At 57.2% G+C, this 18,168-nt stretch carries 15 protein-coding genes; 10 read left to right on the forward strand and 5 right to left on the reverse strand.

Annotation, left to right across the window (positions count from 1 at the left end; genetic code table 11):
* Positions 1-48: 48 nt before the first annotated feature.
* The 10 genes from SCARR_RS20280 to SCARR_RS20325 all read left to right on the forward strand — a co-directional run bounded on the left by SCARR_RS20280 (position 49) and on the right by SCARR_RS20325 (position 11,384).
* Positions 49-1,050, forward strand: coding sequence for a transposase (locus SCARR_RS20280; protein ID WP_136063470.1), 1,002 nt, complete (start codon positions 49-51; stop codon positions 1,048-1,050).
* A gap of 22 nt (positions 1,051-1,072) precedes the next feature.
* On the forward strand, positions 1,073-3,691 hold the full coding sequence (locus SCARR_RS20285; RefSeq protein ID WP_136063471.1) for a DEAD/DEAH box helicase: 2,619 nt from the start codon (positions 1,073-1,075) through the stop codon (positions 3,689-3,691).
* Positions 3,688-4,419, forward strand: a complete 732-nt coding sequence (locus SCARR_RS20290) for an SWIM zinc finger family protein (protein ID WP_136063472.1) — start codon at positions 3,688-3,690, stop codon at positions 4,417-4,419. Before SCARR_RS20285 ends, SCARR_RS20290 begins: the two co-directional genes overlap by 4 nt.
* Before the next feature lie 49 nt (positions 4,420-4,468).
* Entirely contained in the window at positions 4,469-5,266 is a 798-nt protein-coding gene (bioD, locus tag SCARR_RS20295) for a dethiobiotin synthase (RefSeq protein ID WP_136063473.1), read from the forward strand.
* 246 nt (positions 5,267-5,512) lie between these two features.
* A complete protein-coding gene (gene ectA / locus SCARR_RS20300; RefSeq protein WP_222846374.1) occupies positions 5,513-6,019 on the forward strand; it encodes a diaminobutyrate acetyltransferase in 507 nt (168 codons plus the stop codon).
* On the forward strand, positions 6,016-7,350 hold the full coding sequence (gene ectB, locus SCARR_RS20305; RefSeq protein WP_136063475.1) for a diaminobutyrate--2-oxoglutarate transaminase: 1,335 nt from the start codon (positions 6,016-6,018) through the stop codon (positions 7,348-7,350). The genes ectA and ectB overlap by 4 nt, the downstream gene beginning before the upstream one ends.
* On the forward strand, positions 7,347-7,751 hold the full coding sequence (locus SCARR_RS20310) for an ectoine synthase (RefSeq protein ID WP_136063476.1): 405 nt from the start codon (positions 7,347-7,349) through the stop codon (positions 7,749-7,751). The genes ectB and SCARR_RS20310 overlap by 4 nt, the downstream gene beginning before the upstream one ends.
* 30 nt (positions 7,752-7,781) lie before the next feature.
* Positions 7,782-9,191: a sodium/proline symporter gene (locus SCARR_RS20315; protein WP_136063477.1), complete on the forward strand. Its 1,410-nt coding sequence runs from the start codon at positions 7,782-7,784 to the stop codon at positions 9,189-9,191.
* Positions 9,192-9,249: 58 nt separating this feature from the next.
* A complete protein-coding gene (gene bioA, locus SCARR_RS20320; RefSeq protein ID WP_136063478.1) occupies positions 9,250-10,509 on the forward strand; it encodes an adenosylmethionine--8-amino-7-oxononanoate transaminase in 1,260 nt (419 codons plus the stop codon).
* A 125-nt stretch (positions 10,510-10,634) separates the two neighbouring features.
* Entirely contained in the window at positions 10,635-11,384 is a 750-nt protein-coding gene (locus SCARR_RS20325; protein ID WP_136063479.1) for an interleukin-like EMT inducer domain-containing protein, read from the forward strand.
* Between the two features lie 69 nt (positions 11,385-11,453).
* Here SCARR_RS20325 and SCARR_RS20330 read toward each other — a convergent pair whose 3' ends face one another.
* The 5 genes from SCARR_RS20330 to mreD all read right to left on the reverse strand — a co-directional run bounded on the left by SCARR_RS20330 (position 11,454) and on the right by mreD (position 18,155).
* Positions 11,454-12,485 carry an aldose epimerase family protein gene (locus SCARR_RS20330; protein WP_136063480.1) on the reverse strand — a complete coding sequence of 344 codons (1,032 nt, stop codon included), beginning with the start codon at positions 12,483-12,485 and terminating at the stop codon, positions 11,454-11,456.
* A 97-nt stretch (positions 12,486-12,582) separates the two neighbouring features.
* Positions 12,583-14,169 carry an Rne/Rng family ribonuclease gene (locus SCARR_RS20335; protein WP_136063481.1) on the reverse strand — a complete coding sequence of 529 codons (1,587 nt, stop codon included), beginning with the start codon at positions 14,167-14,169 and terminating at the stop codon, positions 12,583-12,585.
* An 11-nt stretch (positions 14,170-14,180) separates the two neighbouring features.
* Positions 14,181-15,356 carry a rod shape-determining protein RodA gene (gene rodA, locus SCARR_RS20340; RefSeq protein WP_136063482.1) on the reverse strand — a complete coding sequence of 392 codons (1,176 nt, stop codon included), beginning with the start codon at positions 15,354-15,356 and terminating at the stop codon, positions 14,181-14,183.
* Positions 15,357-15,513: 157 nt separating this feature from the next.
* A complete protein-coding gene (locus tag SCARR_RS20345; RefSeq protein WP_136063483.1) occupies positions 15,514-17,673 on the reverse strand; it encodes a peptidoglycan D,D-transpeptidase FtsI family protein in 2,160 nt (719 codons plus the stop codon).
* Positions 17,664-18,155 (reverse strand): rod shape-determining protein MreD, encoded by a 492-nt coding sequence (mreD, locus tag SCARR_RS20350; protein ID WP_168433477.1) that lies wholly within the window; start codon positions 18,153-18,155, stop codon positions 17,664-17,666. The genes SCARR_RS20345 and mreD overlap by 10 nt, the downstream gene beginning before the upstream one ends.
* Positions 18,156-18,168: the final 13 nt, after the last annotated feature.

Raw genomic sequence — 18,168 nt, forward strand, 5'->3', positions numbered from 1 at the left:
TAGATTCCATAGTTGACATTCGAGAATTCGGCGTGATATTCAAGCTTCATGAGAAAGCCAAGAATCTTGGGCGCGGCAGATGGCAACTACTACCACGTGATGTCGAGGGTAGTGGATCGTCGATATATTTTCGGGGAGGAGGAAAAGGAGTTTTTTCGGTTGTCCATGCGGAAGCTGGAAGCGTTTACAGGCGTGCGGGTACTGACGTATTGCGTGATGTCGAACCATTGGCATGCCTTGCTTGAAGTGCCTTCCCTAAAGGATATGGAAGACGAACAGCTGTTTGAACGCATCCGCACCTTTTATCCGAAACAACGCGCGAACGCTATTCTTCAGGATTTTGAACGAGCCGCAAAAGACGCGGCGGAAACTGGAAGCGAGCTGTGGCTGAATGAGCTAAGGGAACGGTATTTGTCGCGCATGTGCGATCTGTCGATCTTCGTGAAAGAACTGAAGGAGCGCTTTTCGAAATGGTACAACCGCCGGAACAACCGCCGGGGAACGCTGTGGGAAGAGCGCTTCAAGAGCGTTTTGGTGGAGAATTCGGAGACTGCGATTTCCACTATGGCCACCTACATCGACCTAAATCCCGTGCGCGCGGTGCTGGTGAATGATCCACGCGACTACCGCTATTGCGGTTATGCGGAGGCTGTTGGAGGCGGAAAAAACGCCCGGAAGGGAATCGAATGCGTCATGATGGCGCGGGGGCAGGAAACGAGCTGGCGAAAAGTGTCGGCGCAGTATCGGATGCTCCTGTTCTGTTCGGGAAAAGCCACGGAAACCCGCGCAGGGATGACATCGGAAGCCATTGAGAAAGCGCTTGCCGAAGGCGGTGAGCTGGATCGATCCGACCTTTTACGATGCCGCGTTCGCTATTTCTCGGATGGCGTCGCGCTGGGCAGTCGGCTTTTTATTGAAGCGGTCTTTGAAAACAACCGGCAACTGTTTGGCGAACGGCGGAAAGACGGCGCGCGCAAGATGCGGGGCGGCGACTGGAACGGGCTGTACAGCTTGCGTACACTGTCCCATGCCATAGCTACGCCAACATAAAGGCCAGGCAGAAGCGAAAACCATGGATTCCTCCCAGCTCGAACTAAGCCCTCACGGCGTTGTTATCTGCCGCGAACCGGAGCACAAGACCCTCGCGGTTTTCGCGAAGTCCGACGTAACTGGACTGGTCGCGCTCGCCGGAAGCAAACCCGGTTTCGATACCGATTCTTCGTTGAACTACTGGCGCGACTTCGGCAAACGTTTCCTCCGCGCCCTGTGCCATATTCCCGATGGCGGGGAGCTGATGATTCCGCCCCCTTCGACCGCCGAACTGGCGGAACTGGTGCTGAACGCGCCACCCATGCGCGGGGCAGAATATCTCTCGCCGGATGTGCTTTCCAATCTTTGGAAGCGGATGGCCGACTGGACAAAAGCACAGCTGGACGATTCCGGACTCGCCGGCTTTCTGGAAACGCATGCCCCGCTTTGGTCGCGCGTCGGGCGGGTTACACTGCATCTGGCGGAAAACAAGGGCGACCCCGAATTCCCGTTTGCCTTCATGGCCACCTATGCCTCCGGGCTCTCCAAAGCCGGGCGGGTACGTCAGCTGCCGCTGGGCAAAGCGCTGAAGGAATATGCCGGCGCCAATAACAAACCCGCCCTGCTCAAGCTGCTCTCGCCCATCAACGCCGCCTCTAAAAACAGCCCGTTGCTGGCCGACCTCGTTGAAACCGGCGATATTTTCCATCCGCTCGTCTGGCTGCCGGAAGAGGCCTATCAATTTCTGCAGGCGATTCCCGTCTTCGAAGAGGCCGGCCTGCTCGCCCGTCTACCCAACTGGTGGAAAAAGCGAACGCGGCGGCCGCAGGTCGCCGTGACCATCGGCGAAAAACAACCGAGCAAGGTTGGGATCAACGCCCTGCTCCACTTCCACCTCGATGTTGTCATCGATGGCCAGCGACTGAGCCGTTCTGAAATCGCAGAGCTGCTGAAAGGCGAAGACGGACTGGTGCTCTTCCGGGGCCAGTGGGTGGAAGTCGACCGCGAAAAGCTCCAGCAGGCGCTCGACCATTGGGAAGCCATCGAGCAGTCCGGCACCGTCACGTTTGCCGAGGGCATGCGCCTGCTCGCCGGAGCGCCGCATAACCTGAAAAGCGAGGAGGAGCTTGAAGAGCACCGCGAATGGGCCTTCACCCAGCCCGGCGAATGGCTTGCCGAAACGCTCGATCAGCTGCGCAACCCGGCCCAGCTCACCCCGCCCAAAACGCTTAACGCCAAGCTGCGCCCCTATCAGGAAGCCGGCCTCAATTGGCTCTGGCTCTGCGCCCAAACCGGACTCGGCGCCTGCCTGGCCGACGACATGGGGCTGGGTAAAACCATTCAGGTGCTCGCTGCATTGCTTCGCAAAAAGGCCGAGATGCCCGAGGCCAAACCTGCATTGCTCATTGTTCCCGCCTCGCTCATCGGGAACTGGAAGCGCGAGGCCGCCAATTTTGCGCCGTCGCTCAAGCTCTTCATTGCCCACCGCCAGTACGGCCAAGATACATCTTGCCCCGACCAATCCGCCGATCTGGTGATTACCACCTACGGCATGCTCACCCGTCTTAAATGGCCCGCGGAAACCGAATGGAGCTGGGTGGTCATCGACGAAGCGCAGGCGATCAAGAACCACTCCACCCGCCAGGCCAAGGCCGTCCGTTCCCTGAAAGCCGACGCCCGTTTTGCGCTCACGGGAACGCCGATTGAAAACCGGCTTGGCGATTTATGGTCGCTCTTCGACTTTCTCAATCCCGGCCTGCTCGGCAGCGCGTCGCAGTTTACGGCGTTCACCAAAGCCATCCAAACCGGCAACCACGAACACTATGCGCCGTTGCGCCGGCTCATCAGCCCCTACATTCTGCGGCGCATGAAAACCGACAAGTCAATTATTTCCGATCTGCCCGATAAAACCGAAATGACCGTCTACTGCGGGCTTTCGGCCGCACAGGCCAAGCTCTATCAGCAAACGGCCCGCACCCTCATGCAGGAGTTGAAGGAATCCGAGGAGGGCATTCAGCGCAAGGGGCTCGTGCTGACCTACCTCATGCGCTTCAAGCAAATCTGCAACCATCCCGACCAGCTCATCGAACACGGGGAATACGAATCGAAGCACAGCGCCAAGTTCCAACGCTTGGAAGAAATCTGTTCCGAGATTGAATCGCGCGGAGAGAAGGTGCTCGTCTTCACCCAGTTCAAGGAAATCACCGAACCGATGGCCGACTGTCTCTCCGCTGTTTTCGGCCGCAGCGGACTCGTGCTGCACGGCGGTACGCCGGTGAAAAAGCGCCAACAGATGGTCGAACAGTTCCAGCGCGAAGACGGCCCGCCTTTCTTCGTCCTCTCCATCAAGGCCGGCGGCACCGGGCTCAACCTCACCGCCGCCTCGCACGTAGTCCACTTCGACCGCTGGTGGAATCCAGCCATCGAAAACCAGGCCACCGACCGCGCCTTCCGCATCGGCCAGCAAAAGAACGTGCTCGTGCACAAATTCGTCACTTCCGGCACGCTGGAGGAAAAGATCGATGCGCTCCTCACCGAAAAACAAGCCACCGCCGACCAGATCCTCACGATGGGCGCGGAAAAATCGCTGACCGAGATGGACAACGACGAACTGCTTAATATGATCAGTCTGGATATTGAAAGAGCAGGGAATTCCCAATGAGCAGATGGCATGATGAAGACGAATTCGAATATGTCCCCGTAGCGAAACGCCGCGAACGGGCACTGAAGAAAATCCAAAAGCTGCAAAAATCCGGCGAAGACATCCAACCAATCGAGCCGTTCAAAACGCGCGGCATTGCCAAAAGCTTCTGGGGCAAAGCATGGTGCAGGCATCTGGAATCGTTCAGCGACTATGAAAACCGCCTGCCCCGCGGGCGCACCTATGTCCGCAACGGCTCCGTCTGCCATCTGGCCATCGAGCCGGAAACCGCCAAGGCGATGGTCTGTGGCTCGGAAATGTATGAACTCTCGATCCACATCGAACCGCTCTGCCCCGAGAAGTGGAGCAACATTAAGAACAACTGCAAGGGCAAGATCAGCTCGCTGATTGAACTGCTGCAGGGGAAGATTTCTGACGAAATCATGACGGTCGTGACCGACCGCGACTCCGGCCTATTCCCGCACCCGGACGAAATCCGCTTTAACTGCAACTGCCCCGACTGGGCCGAGATGTGCAAGCACGTCGCCGCCTCCATGTATGGCATCGGCGTGCGGCTCGACACGGAACCGGAACTGCTCTTCAAGCTGCGCGGCGTGAACCACGAGGAACTGATCGCCGTTGATGCCGCCATCGACGACCTCACCGCCGGCAAACGTTCCCGCCGGCGCCGAACCCTAAAACCCGACGCAATTGAAAACGTCTTCGGCATCGACCTCAACGAGGAATAAGACACCCTTGTTTTGCCATGAACCCCATCTTCTGCAATAAATTCTCCCCATGAAGGGATTATTCATTACAGGCACCGACACCGATATTGGTAAAACCGCGCTCAGCGCGCTGCTTCTCGCCGAACTGCGGAAGCGCGGCATCAACGCCGCCCCCATGAAACCCATGCAAACAGGATGTAAAAGGAAACCTGAAACTGGAAACCTGAAACTAGAAAAGGAACAGGCAGACGAGCTTCAAGTTTCAGGTTTCAAGTTTCAAGTTTCACCTCTCTCCGTTCCTGACCTGGACTACTCGCTTTCGATGGCGCAAATGGAGGTTTCTCCGGAAACCTACCAAACCATGGCGCCCTATCAATTTGAACCGGCCTGTTCGCCACACCTGGCCGCCGAAATGGCCGGCACGGAAATCGACATTTCCGAAATGGTGATTGCCGCGCGGACACTGGCCTCGGAATACGAGTTTGTTATCGCCGAGGGCGCAGGCGGCATCATCGTTCCGCTCAACCGCCGCGAAACGATGCTCGATCTCATGCAGGCCTTGAAGCTCCCAATCATCATCGCAGCCCGGCCCGGGCTTGGAACCATCAACCACACGCTGCTCACCATCCGCACACTCCGATCCGACGGACTCGACATTCTCGGCGTCGTCTTTGTGGCCAGCACGCCCGACGAGCCCGGCATCATCGAAGATGACAACGCCGCCACCATCGAACAGTTCGGCAAAGTTCCATTCCTTGGAACCATCCCCTACTGCGCGCAGCTCCAGACCGCGAAACTGGACTATTCGGCCCTGCCGCTTCCGTTGGTCGCCTCCGTAGAAAAAATCGTGAACCAACTCGGTATTTGAGAACGCTTTTTTGAACGTCTTTTTTGGCGTTCAGGCACCGTTTCTCCCAAAAAAAAGCCGGCGATCCCTTGCAATCGCAAAATCGCTGTGTTTTTGTGATCTCTCGTTTCACATAACAAATCCTGCTATGGAAGCTCCCTTGGAGACCCAGCCTGAAAGGATAATCTTCTCCTGAACCACGACATTTTGTCCGCCGGAACGGAAGAGCACACAACGACCACAAAGCGAGGCGTTTTGCACGATACATTGGAAGTTAAACTATACCGTCCCGAATCGATTGACGGCTTTGAAGTACACCGTCTGGTTGAATCAAGTCCGCCCCTTGACCCGAACTCCGTCTATTGCAATCTGCTTCAATGCACGCATTTTGACGGCACGTCGATTTGCGCCAAACTAGATGGCCAACTGGTCGGCTTTGTTTCCGGCTACCTCATTCCCTCCCGCCCCAATACCTTGTTCATCTGGCAGGTCGTAGTGGCGGAGCGCGGCCGTGGCCAGGGCCTGGCAGGCAGGATGCTCGACGCCTTGCTGGAGCACCCCGAATGCGGGGAAGTCGAATATATAGAAACTACGATCACCCCGTCGAACACGGCGTCTCAGGCGCTGTTCAAAAAGTTCGGCGCAACGCATGGAGCCGAACCATCCATTACCGAAGGGTTCGATAGAAAGCTCCATTTCAAAGACCACCACGAATCGGAAGAGTTATGGCGCATCGGCCCCTTCCAAAATACTAAAACGAGGTTGTTAACATGAAGATATTTGAAGAAATCGAATCCGAAGTTCAGAGCTATGCCCGCAATTTCCCGAGAATATTCGACCGGGCAAAGGACGAATTTATTTATGACACGGAAGGCAATGAATACCTGGACTTCCTCGCAGGCGCCGGTTCGTTGAACTATGGCCACAACAATGACATTATGAAGAAGCGGTTATTGGAATACATCGAACACGACGGTATCTCCCACAGTCTCGACCTGCATACCGAGGCCAAGCGGGAATTCCTGGAAACCTTTCACGAGAAGATCCTGAAGCCGCGTGGACTCGACTATATGGTGATGTTCACCGGCCCGACCGGGACCAACGCAGTCGAGGCGGCCTTGAAGGCGGCGCGCAACTACACGGGACGGAGCAATGTTGTTTCGTTCACCAATGGATTCCACGGCGTAACCATGGGATCGTTGGCGGTCACGGGCAACTCGCACCACCGCGGCGCGGCGGGCGTTTCCTTGTCCAACGCGACACGCATGCCCTACGACGGCTATATGGGCGACGACGTCGATACCATCGAATATCTCGACAAGGTGCTTTCCGACTCCAGCAGCGGCATCGACAAACCGGCGGCGGCCATCGTCGAAACGATCCAAGGCGAAGGCGGCATCAACATGTGCAGCATGGAATGGCTCCAGAATCTGCACGTGGTCTGCAAAAAGCACGAAATGCTGCTGATTGTCGACGACATCCAGGCCGGCAACGGTCGTTCCGGCACCTTTTTCAGCTTCGAGCCGTCGGGCATCGAGCCCGATATCGTTACGCTTTCCAAATCAATCAGCGGCTACGGCCTGCCTTTCGCACTGGCATTGATCCGTCCGGATTTCGACCAGTGGAAACCCGGCGAGCACAACGGAACCTTCCGCGGCAACAATATGGCCTTTGTCACGGCGAAGGCTGCGATCGATGCATACTGGAGCGACGATCACTTTGAAAAAGAGGTGCGGCGCAAAGGAAGCTATATCGAGCAGCGGCTGAACGCGATTGTTGACGAGTATGGCGAGGGCAATTTTACGACCCGCGGGCGCGGGATGTTTCAGGGCATCAACTGTGTAAACGGCGACATTGCCGGCCAGATCACCCATGCGGCCTACAAGCAGGGCCTGATTATTGAAACCAGCGGCGCGGACGACCAGGTGATCAAACTGCTATGCCCATTGACGATCAAGGATGAAAACCTGACCAAAGGCATTGATATCGTCGAGGCCGCGGTGAAACTAATCTGCAAACGCGTCGATGAAATCCCCGAAGAGTCCGATTATTTCGATGACGTGATTCTCGAGAAAAACAGTGAAAACCCCGAGGAACCGACATGATCGTTAGACAACTTCAGGAAGCCGAAAAAACCGATCGCAGAATCGTTTCGCCCGATGGAAACTGGGAAAGCACCCGCCTTTTGCTTAAGGGCGACAACATGGGCTATTCATTCCATATCACCACCATCTACAAAGGGGCCGACTTTCGGCTGCACTATCAGAAGCATCTGGAGTCCGTCTACTGCATTTCGGGCAAGGGCGAGGTGGAAACCCTCGCCGACGGGAAGAAATATCCCATTACGCCCGGCATGCTCTACAACCTTGACCAAAACGACGAGCACATGCTGAGGGCGTTCGAGGAAATGCAGATGGCCTGCGTGTTTAATCCCCCGCTCCACGGAACCGAGGTCCACAATGCCGAAGGCTCCTACGAGCTGGAAGCGGAAGCGATCCACGACTAGCCTCGCCGCAACACCTAGCCGGACAAGCCCATGGTTTTTAGTTTTACGCTGTTTCTCGCCCTGTTCGTCCTCATCGGCCTCAGCTCCATGCTCCGCAGCCGGGGAACAAAGAAGGACTACTATCTCGCCAGCAGCTCCATCGCTCCGTCGTTGGTCGGCCTCTCTGCCGTGGCCACCAACAACAGCGGCTATATGTTCATCGGGGTGATCGGCTACACCTACGCCACCGGCCTGGCCTCCATCTGGCTGATGATCGGCTGGATCGCCGGCGACATGCTGGTCTCCACCGTCACCCATGCGCGATTGCGCAAGGCGACGGCCCGCACCGGCGAAGTCAGCTTCGCCGGCGTGCTGAGCAACTGGAACGGGAAACCGAACGTCGTGCTGCAGCGCGTTTCGGCAGTCATTACGCTCGTTTTTCTGTTGGCCTATTCCAGCGCGCAACTGGTCGCCGGCGGCAAAGCGCTGCATGTCCTGTTTGGCTGGCACCAATGGGCGGGCGCCGTAATCGGGGCTGTCCTGGTCATGATCTATTGCCTGGCCGGCGGCATCCGCGCCTCCATCTGGACCGACGCCGCGCAATCGGTTGTCATGATCCTCGCCATGAGCATCCTGCTCGTGGTGGCAACGGCCTCCCTCGGCGGCATCCATGGCGCGATCACCGAGATGGACAAGGTGGAAGGATTCCTCGATCTCTTCCCGAAAGACCTCGTTGTGCCCGGCATTCTGGGCGGCATCCTCTTCGCCGTCAGCTGGGGTTTCGCGGGGCTTTCCGTGATCGGACAACCCCACATCATGATCCGCTTCATGGCGCTCGACGATTCCTCCAAAATGCACCGCGCGCGCCTGTGGTACTACATCTGGTTCATCGCCTTCTATGCCATGGCAACGGCGGTCGGCATGCTGGCGCGCATCCACCTCGCCGATCCGGGCTCCTTCGATGCGGAACTCGCACTGCCTATGATGGCGATGGATCTGCTCCCGCCGTTTCTGGTGGGCCTGGTCCTCGCCGGCATATTCGCCGCCACCATGTCGACGGCCGACTCCCTGGTCCTGAGCTGCTCCTCGGCCTTGACCCACGACCTGCTCCCGCAAAACATTGAAAACACCCGCCTGCTCAAACTCGGAACCGGCTTGATTTGCGCGCTGGCTCTGGCCTGGGCGCTATTCAACAAGCAGAGTGTTTTCAGTCTGGTCATCATGGCTTGGTCGGGGCTCGCCAGTGCGTTCGCGCCGCTTCTGCTCGTCCTCTGCTTTGGCGGGAAACCAGGGCAACACCTCAGCTTGGCCGCCATGTTTGCAGGACTCGGTGTGGCCATGCTGTGGCGCTATCTGGGTTGGCAAACAGCAATCTACGAAGGCATGCCCGGCATTCTATCCGGCCTGCTCGTACTTTCCGTACCGCTATTGTTAAAAGCATTCTTGCGAAAACCCGCCTAACCACGCTAACTATTGGATTACGACAAACTACAGTTTCACTTATTCAACCGGATTCCTTATGAAAAACAAAATCTTCCATCCCTACACACCATTCTCAAACATCGAAAAAGGTTTTCTAAACATTGTGCGCGGTGAGGGGATTTATCTCTTCGACGACCAGGGAAATAAATATGTCGATATTGTTTCCAGCTGGTGGGCGGTCGCACTGGGGCACGGGCACCCGAAGATCGTTAAGGCGATACAGGAACAGGCGGGCATCCTTCAGCACAGCATTACCGGAAGCTTGACACATCCGACGGTTCTTGAACTGGCAGAACGGCTGGCCGGATTAATGCCGACCCCCGACCGCCACTCGGTTTTTGCCAGCGACGGCTGTTCTGCCGTCGAGGCCGCGCTCAAGGTGGCGATTCAATATTGGTACAACGTCGACCGACCCGACAAGACCTGGATCATTGGAATGGATCAGGGCTATCACGGAGACTCAATGGGTGCGCTCGGCGCCGGATTTGTTGATGATTTCCACAAGCCGTTTGAACGCGCCGTTTCGCATCCAGCCAAACTCCCCTTTCCCATTCCGACCGAAGATGATCCGGATGGTTTTCTGCCCAGTCAAACGGTGATTGAACAGCACAAGGACAAGCTGGCGGCCGTAATTGTTGAGCCGCTTTGTCTGGGGTCGGCCGGAATGAGGATGTATTCAGCGGGCTATCTGAAACAGCTGGCCGACTGTTGCGCGGAAAACGATGTGCTGCTTATCGTAGATGAAGTGGCCATGGGATTCGGCCGTACTGGAAAACGATTTGCTTTTAACCATGCGAACATCGATCCGGACTTGGTCTGCATGGGTAAAGGATTAACTGCAGGTTACATGCCGCTGAGTGCGTGCGTGGTGAAAGATTCGATTTACGACACCTTTACAGACAAGGGCGAGAAGGATTGCACCTTCTACCACGGCAACACCTTTGCCGGACACCCGATCGGCTGTGCCGCCGCGCTGGCCGCGCTTGATATCTACGAGGCCGAAGGCACCGTTGAACGCGGCGCCGAAATGGCGGAAAAAATGAAGCAGTGGATGCTGCCGATGGCCAAACTCGAATGCGTCGAAGAACTGCGCTTCCTCGGCATGATTGGCGTAGTGCAGCTCAAACCCGAAACGAAGCCCTGCATTTTGAAAATCAAACAGGCGCTCTTTGAACAGGGATATCTGTTCCGCCCGCTCGGAACGATGTTTTATCTCATGCCCCCGCTCGTCATCACCGACGACGAGCTGCGCGGCGCGGTCTCCGCCCTCCAGCAAACCATCGAGGAATTTTGCTAGAGCGCTTCACGAATGAGGTGTCATCGACGCAATCGGCTCATCGAGCCGACCACTGAGCGGCTTGATGTAACCATGCCGAAGCCGGCAAACAAAATCCGACCCACGCAAAAACCAAAAGACATCCAATGACACAAACCATACTTATTTTTCTGCTCATTGCCGGAGCATGTACCAGTGCTCTGGCCGAAGATAAAACCCCCGTTGAAATCAAACGGCTCCTGAATACCCGTCAGTATAAAATTGATGAAATCGACCGGCAGTTCACCATCGCCCTAAAAAAGCAGAAAGATGCGTACATCAGACGCAGGGACATTGAGTCCGCCAAGCTGATCGATGCCATGCTGGTGGACTTGATTGATGAAGAAACCATTCAGACGACCCAGGATCTTTTTAAAGACATCGCCTCAAAAATTTCCATTTATTCGGGGCCCGAAACAGACGACCCGCATCACCCGGGGGGTGTATTGATCAAGCTTAGCGATGAAGAGGTTTTTCACAGCCAACGGGCTGGTTGCTATGTGTTCTCGTTTTCAGACCTTGGAATGGAATCTAAGCAGTTTTTTCCACACGTCTATGGAGATCCGGAAAAAGAGGAGGATATGCGGCAACAGGTTTTTGGTTGCATCAAGAATATCCCTGACCAACACATTATTGCTTTGTGCATTCACTCCGCATTCAACCCGTTTATTCGAGACCAAGCGAAAAAAGCATCGGCTGAGCTGGGAGGAAAAGTTGCATCGCTTAACTATCTCCAGCCCTATGCTTGCATTGGATATAAAGGCCTAATCCGAGGAAGGGCCATTGAGTCCATCGGCAAACCCGACAATAAAGAAGAGCGGAAATATCATCCCGCCGTCTACGAGCCGAAAAAATAGCCTTGGCGAATCAAAAAACAGCCGGCCCAATGGCCGGCTGTTCTATTTTTCGGATACAGGAATGAATCCCTATTCCACCACACCAAATCGATAGATGCAGGTTTGGGTGTAGGTTTCGCCGGGGGCCAGCTCCGTGCTCGGGAAAGCCGGGTGGTTCGGGCTATCGGGATAGTGCTGGGTTTCGAGGCAGAAGCCTTCCTGCTTGTTATAGACCGCACCGCCCTTGCCAATAATGTTTTCGACATAGTTCGCGGTGTAGAATTGCACGCCGGGTTCGGTCGTCCAACATTCCAGCGTGCGGCCGCTGTCGGGCTCAACCACCGAAGCCGCCAAGGTCAGCTCGCCCTCTCCAGCCTGGTTGATGCAATAGTTGTGGTCATAGCCCAGCCCTTGCACGGCATCGATGTTTTGCCCGATCGGCGTCGGCTCCAACAGATCCATTTCCGTTCCACCCACCGCACGCAGCTCGCCCGACGGCGTTGCCTCGCCGTCAACAATCGTATAGCGGTCGGCATTAATCCGGATAATGTGGCTGCGGGTGGTTCCGGAGCCGGCCAGATTGAAGTAGCTGTGGTTGGTCAGGTTGAGGATGGTCTTCTGGTCGGTCTCAGCGGAATAGTCGAGCCGAAGCGCGCCTTCGTCATCGAGACTGTAGATCAGCTCAACCTTGAGCGTGCCGGGATAGCCCTCTTCGCCATCGGGACTGGTGAGCGACATCTTAACCGCCTCGCCGACAATCGCCGCATCCCACACCTTTTTATCGAAACCAACCACTCCGCCATGCAGTCCGTTCGGCCCATTGTTGACGGCTAGAGAATACTCAATGCCGTCAACGCTGAACTTGCCGTTCGCAATGCGGTTCGCGAAACGGCCGCAGGTGGCCCCGAAATAAGGGTTGCCCGCGCTCTGGTAGCCGCCCATGTCGTCGAAGCCCAGCACAACGTCGGCCAGCTTGCCGTCGCAGTCCGGCGCTTCAACCGAAACAAGAGTCGCCCCATAGTTGATGACCTTGGCCGTCACGCCGCTGGCGCTTTTGAGGATGAATGCATCGACGGCCTGCCCGTCGTTCGTCTGTCCGAAGGATTCTTTAGTTATGCTCATGGCTCTGTCCTTTCACATTTCAGGTTTCAGGTTTCAAGTTTCAGGTTTCAGGTTTCAAGTTTCAAGTTTCAGGTTTCAAGTTTCAAATCTCAGTCACCTAGCTCTCAATGCTGGTGTAGAGCACCTTGCCGTTATCGTCGTTGGTGATGGTGAACTCTTCGATGTGGAAGTGTCCATCGGAAACAAAGGTGAGGTGCCCCTGGAACTCCTGCTCCATCTCTATCAACGCCTGCTCGTCTTCCTTGCGAAGGCGGTTGAGCACCTGCGGATTGACAGTGACGCGCATCGAGTGCGTGCCGTTGCGGTCCTTGCGCATGCTCTCGCTCACGCGCCGCTGAATCTCGACGCTCATGGAGAGCGGCGACTTGACCCGCCCGCGGCCGCGGCAGTAGTCGCAGTCGGAATAGCCGGAATTGAAGATGCTTTCCTCGACGCGCTGGCGCGTCATTTCCAGCAGCCCGAGCTGCGAAATCTGCAACACGTTGGTACGGGCGCGATCCTTCTTCAGCGCTTCCTTAAGCGTGCGGTAGACCGCGTTTTGGTCGCGCTTCGCTTTCATGTCGATAAAGTCGACGATCACCAACCCGCCGACGTTGCGCAGGCGCAGCTGCCGGGCGACTTCGTCGGCCGATTCCAGATTGACCTGCAGGATCGATTCGTCCTGCGACTTGCTGCCCTTGTGACGGCCGGTGTTGACGTCGATGGCCACGAGCGCTTCGGTTTCGTCGAAGACCAAATAGGCGCCGGACTTCATCCACACCTTGCGGCGGTAGGCGGATTCGATCTGCTTTTCCACGTCGAAATAGTCGAAGACCGGCTCTTCGCCGGCATAGAGCTGCACCCAGTTGCGCGAACGGCGCGAAAACTTGGCGATGATCTGGCGGGTGGAGTCATACATGTCGCGGTTGTCGATGTAGATGCGGTCGATGTCTTCGGTGAGGTAATCACGGACGACGCGCTCGGCGAGGCGGGGCTCGTTGTAGAGCGAACACGGCGCGGGGGTGTTCTGCATGCCGTGCTCAATGTCCTTCCAGATCTCGAACAGCGTGCGGGCATCGCGCGCAAAGCTAACCTTGCGGGTGCCGGAGCCGGCCGTGCGGACAATCAGCCCGATGTTCTCGGGTACGGGCAGCCGCGACAGGATTTTCTTCAGGCGGTTGCGCTCCTTCACGTCGTCGATCTTGCGCGAAATCCCCTTGAGGTGCGTGCCGGGCATCATCACCAGATAGCGGCCGGGAATGCTCAGGTTGGCGGTCACGCGCGGGCCCTTGGTGCCGATGGCATCCTTGGTGACCTGCACAATGATCTCGGAGCCGACCGGAAAAATCTTCTGCATTTCACCGGGCTTGTATTTCTTGCGGCGGCGCGTGGAGCTCTTGGCCCGCACGCCCTCTTCGCGCTCCAAACGGGCGGCATCCTCTGGAATCATGTCCCAATAGTGGATGAACGCATTCTTCTTGAGGCCGATATCGACAAAGGCCGCCTGCAGACCGTCTTCGAGGTTCTGAATCTTCCCCTTGAAAATACTGCCGACAATCCGGTTGTCTTCCTGGCGCTCAATATGAAAATTGTCGAGCTTGCCATCCTCCAGCACCGCCACGCGTGTTTCCAGCGTTTCGATGTTGATGATGATCTCCTTCTTTTCGCGCTTACTGCCCCCGAGGGCCTTGATTTTATTCAACATAATTTCTCTCCTTATCTAATTCTTCGGCGCTGGTACACGCTTTGCACCAACCCGAGTGCGATCATAGTGCTAACCATAAAGGAGCCGCCGTAGCTCAACAGAGGCAGCGGCAATCCTGTAATCGGCAAAATACCGATCGTCATCGCAATATTCACAAACACATGGCAGAACACCATGACGCCGATACCCAGCGCCATGAGCCGCCCAAACTCGTCGCGGGATCGAAACGAAACCCGCATGCATCTTCCTAATAAAACGGTGTAGAGCAAAATGAAGAATGCCCCACCCATAAATCCAGTCTCCTCCGCAATCACGCAGAAAATAAAGTCCGTTGGAGCCACCGTCCGGGGCAGGAAGCCCAAGATGTTTTGCGTCCCCTTCAAATAGCCTTTGCCGTGCAGCCCGCCGGAGCCCACCGCAATCTGCGACTGCAGCTTGTTCCAGCCCGCGTCGCCCTTGTCGTAGTCCTTTGTGAGGAACACCTTGATCCGCCCCTTCTGGTAGTCCTCTAAAAACGGCATCCGCGGCAGCACAACCGCCGGGCGCTCCGCCTCGGCCATCGCCTCGATCTGCGGGGAGGTCTCGAACTTGATCCAAAAACACGCCGCCGTTGCCACCACCAACACCACCGCCACGCCAATGAGCAGCAGCTTCCGCTGGACCCCCTTGTAGAGCAGCATCGCCAGCGTAATCGGCGCAAACGTCAACGACGTGCTCAAATCCGGCTCCGCGGCAATCAACAAAAACGGCAAGCCGGCAATCGCCACGCAGCCCCAGAAGGTTCTCCATTCATCCATATCGCGGTCCGGCGCAGCCAAAAACGCCGCCAGCGCGACCACCACCGCAATTTTGCCCAGCTCCGACGGCTGAAGGGTGAAGCCCGGCAGCGGAATCCAACGGTGCGCGCCATTCACCTTCGGAAACAGGAACACCATCAAGAGGAGCACAAGTGCGCCTCCATAAATCCACCATGAAAGGCGGGCAAACTGCTGATAGTCGTACCAAACCACGACACCATAGGCGCACAGCCCCATGCCGGCGAACAGCAGCTGCTTCCACCACTTGGACCCCACTTCAAGATCCGACTTGAACTGCGCACTGTAAACGAACGCCACACTCAAGGCAACCAGCATCAAAATGGTGCCGAACATCGTCCAATCAAACCGCTTGAGGCTTAAGCCGTTCATCGTTCACCTCCGGTGAGGGGGACGATTTGTGATTGCCGATTTGTGATTGCCGATTTGTGGAACTCAATCGGCGTTGACCTCTTTTCAATAAAGACGGCCGCAGACCCGAAATTCAAAATCCGGAAATCAAAACTCAAAATTCCAAAAAGGAGGAACATCATATTTTCTCCTTGTTGAGGGTTCCGTCGTATTCAAAAATATTTTGATAGAGCGCGCTCAGGCGCGGGCCGATGGTGTTGCCGCCGGAGTTTCCGTCCTCCACCAGCATGGCCACGGCATAGCGCGGAAAATCAAATGGCGCATACGAAATCATCCAAGTGTGCACGCTGTTCACCACCTCGCCGTCCACCTTTTTGCGGTACTGCGCAGAGCCGGTTTTACCGGCGATATCAATGCCCGGAACCCGCGCCTTCTTGGCGCTGCCCTGCTCGTGCTGCACCACGTCGTACATGCCGCTGCGCACCAGTTCGAGCGCCACGACCGGCACATCGATGCGGCGGATCGCCCAAGTCGGGTTGCGGCTGTATTCCTCGTCCGGAGCAGTGCGCCACTTTTTCACGAGGCGCGGGCGGTAGAGCGTGCCGCCGTTGGCAATCGCCGCCACCGCCATCGCCATCTGCAGCGGGCTGGCGGTGATCGCCCCCTGCCCGATCGACATGTTGCACAGGTCGGTGTCGTTCAAGGCAATGGCGGGCAGGCTGCCGTATTGCAGATCCTTCTGCTCCGGCACCTCGTCCAAATTGGGGAAAAGGCCAACATACTGGCCGAGGCCAAACTGCTGCGCCATGTCGTGGATCGGCTCAAAGCCGGTGTTTAGCGCCATTTTAAACATGTAGACGTTGCAGGAGTGCATCAGCGCCTGCTGGAGGTTGATCTCGCCGTGTCCGTTATGATTCCAGCAACGCATCTTGCGCTTTCCGACCATCAGATATCCCCGGCAGATATGGTTGGTTTCCGCATACCCGGGAGATGCCGCCAGCACGCCCAGCGTGACGATCGGCTTGAACGTGCTGCCCGGCGGATACTGTCCAAACACCGCGCGGTGGTAGGTGCGCGACGAAGGATCCTTCAACAACGCCTGGCGGTAAGCCTTCGACTGCATATAGGAATTCGGATTGAACGATGGCGAGCTGGCCATGGCGAGCACGTCGCCGTTGTTCGGATCGAGCACCACGCACGCCCCGCGCACCGGAAGGTTCGGATCTTCGCCGTCCTGCTTCATCGCCAGCGCATCCACGGCAAACTGCTGAATGTTTGCATCGATCGCCAGTTGAAGATCGCCGCCGGGCTTCGGCGGGCGGGTCTGTAGATCCAAGTGGTGAAAGCCGGCCACATCGATCTGCACCAGCTTGAAGCCGGGCTCGCCTTCGAGCAGGTCGTTGTAAGTGCCCTCGAGCCCCTTCTTGCCCTCGATGCCGCGCAGATCAAAATGGATGCGTTCGCCCTGTTCCTCGCTGATGGCCGCGGCTTCAAGCGTGAAGCCGACCAAATGCGCCAAAGCCTCGCCGGCGGGGTAGTTGCGCGCGGGCAGGCAATAGATATCGGTGCCGGCCAGGTTCGAGCACACATCGGCCCAACTCGCCATGGTTTCCTCGTCGAGGTTTTTCCAGGCCAGCAGCGGCAGCGGCCGGCGGGCATAGATGTGGTCCTTGATGTTCTGGAAGCTGACTTGACGGGGAATGCCGAGGCGGGTGGAAATTTCGTAGACGAGCTCCAGCGTATTGGCGGCCGTGGAGGTGCCGCGCCGCCGCAGCTCGTCGGCCTGCAGGACAATCGAGCCGTTCACGACCGGCTTGCCAAGGTCGAGCCCCGGAATTTTCCGGCGGAGGAACGAACCCTTCGGCGGGGCGGTCCACTCCTCGAAGCGGGCGCGCCAGCGGGCAATGCTGGCCTGGTCCAGATTCTTCCAAGCCACCAGCGGCTCGCTGGGAGTCATGGCAAAATGGTTCTGAACCTCGCGGTAGCTGATGTCCGGCTTGCGCCCGACGCGCACCCAGATTTCGTGGATCAGCTCCAGCGCGTTGGCCGTCGCCGAACGCGGCGCGCGCATTTCCTCGGTAAAGACCGCAATGCAATAGTTCGGCACGCTGTCGGCCAGGCATTCGCCGTTGGTGTCATAAATCTTCCCGCGCACCGCCGGCAGGCGGACGCGACGGACGCTTTGGCTGAGGAACACCTCCTCAAAACCGCTCTGGCGCGGCCCCTGCAGCGACCACAGCTCGGAAAGCAGCACGCCCATGCCGAGCAGCATCACCGCAAACACCGCCAAGACCACCACTAGGCTTTGCTCTCTTTTCTGGCGCACCTTCATTGCCATCCGTACCCCCTGCGCTGGGGAAGAGAGGCTTCCAGTTTATTGATCGACAGCGAGACCAGCGGCAAGACCGCCATGCCCAGCCAAAGCGAGCTCAACAGACGCACGGACGCCATCCCGAAGTGGAACGGACGCTGCCCGCTCGCGGAATGGATCAAAATTGCAATAAACGTCGTGAATACGCCGATCGCCGCTCCGAAGACCAGCTGCGTAACCAGCCCGTCGGCAAAGACCTCGTTGCGGATCCGGTGCGCCAAAATCCCAATCATTGGAAACGCCAACAGCGCTGGACCGAAAACGCCGAGATCGAGCCCGTCCTGCAGCAGCGCCGCAGTGACGACCGCCAGCCACATGTCGCGCGAATCGCGGCGAAGCGCATAGTACAGCGCCAGAGCGGCCAGCAACGGCGGTTTAACGCCGCCGAAGAGCGGCCACGCCGGCAGGAGCTGCTGGAGCAGCGCGCTGGCGCCAATCGTCAAAAGCATCAGCAGGCGCCGG

Origin of the sequence: Pontiella sulfatireligans, assembly GCF_900890705.1 — a bacterium.
Lineage (GTDB): Bacteria > Verrucomicrobiota > Kiritimatiellia > Kiritimatiellales > Pontiellaceae > Pontiella > Pontiella sulfatireligans.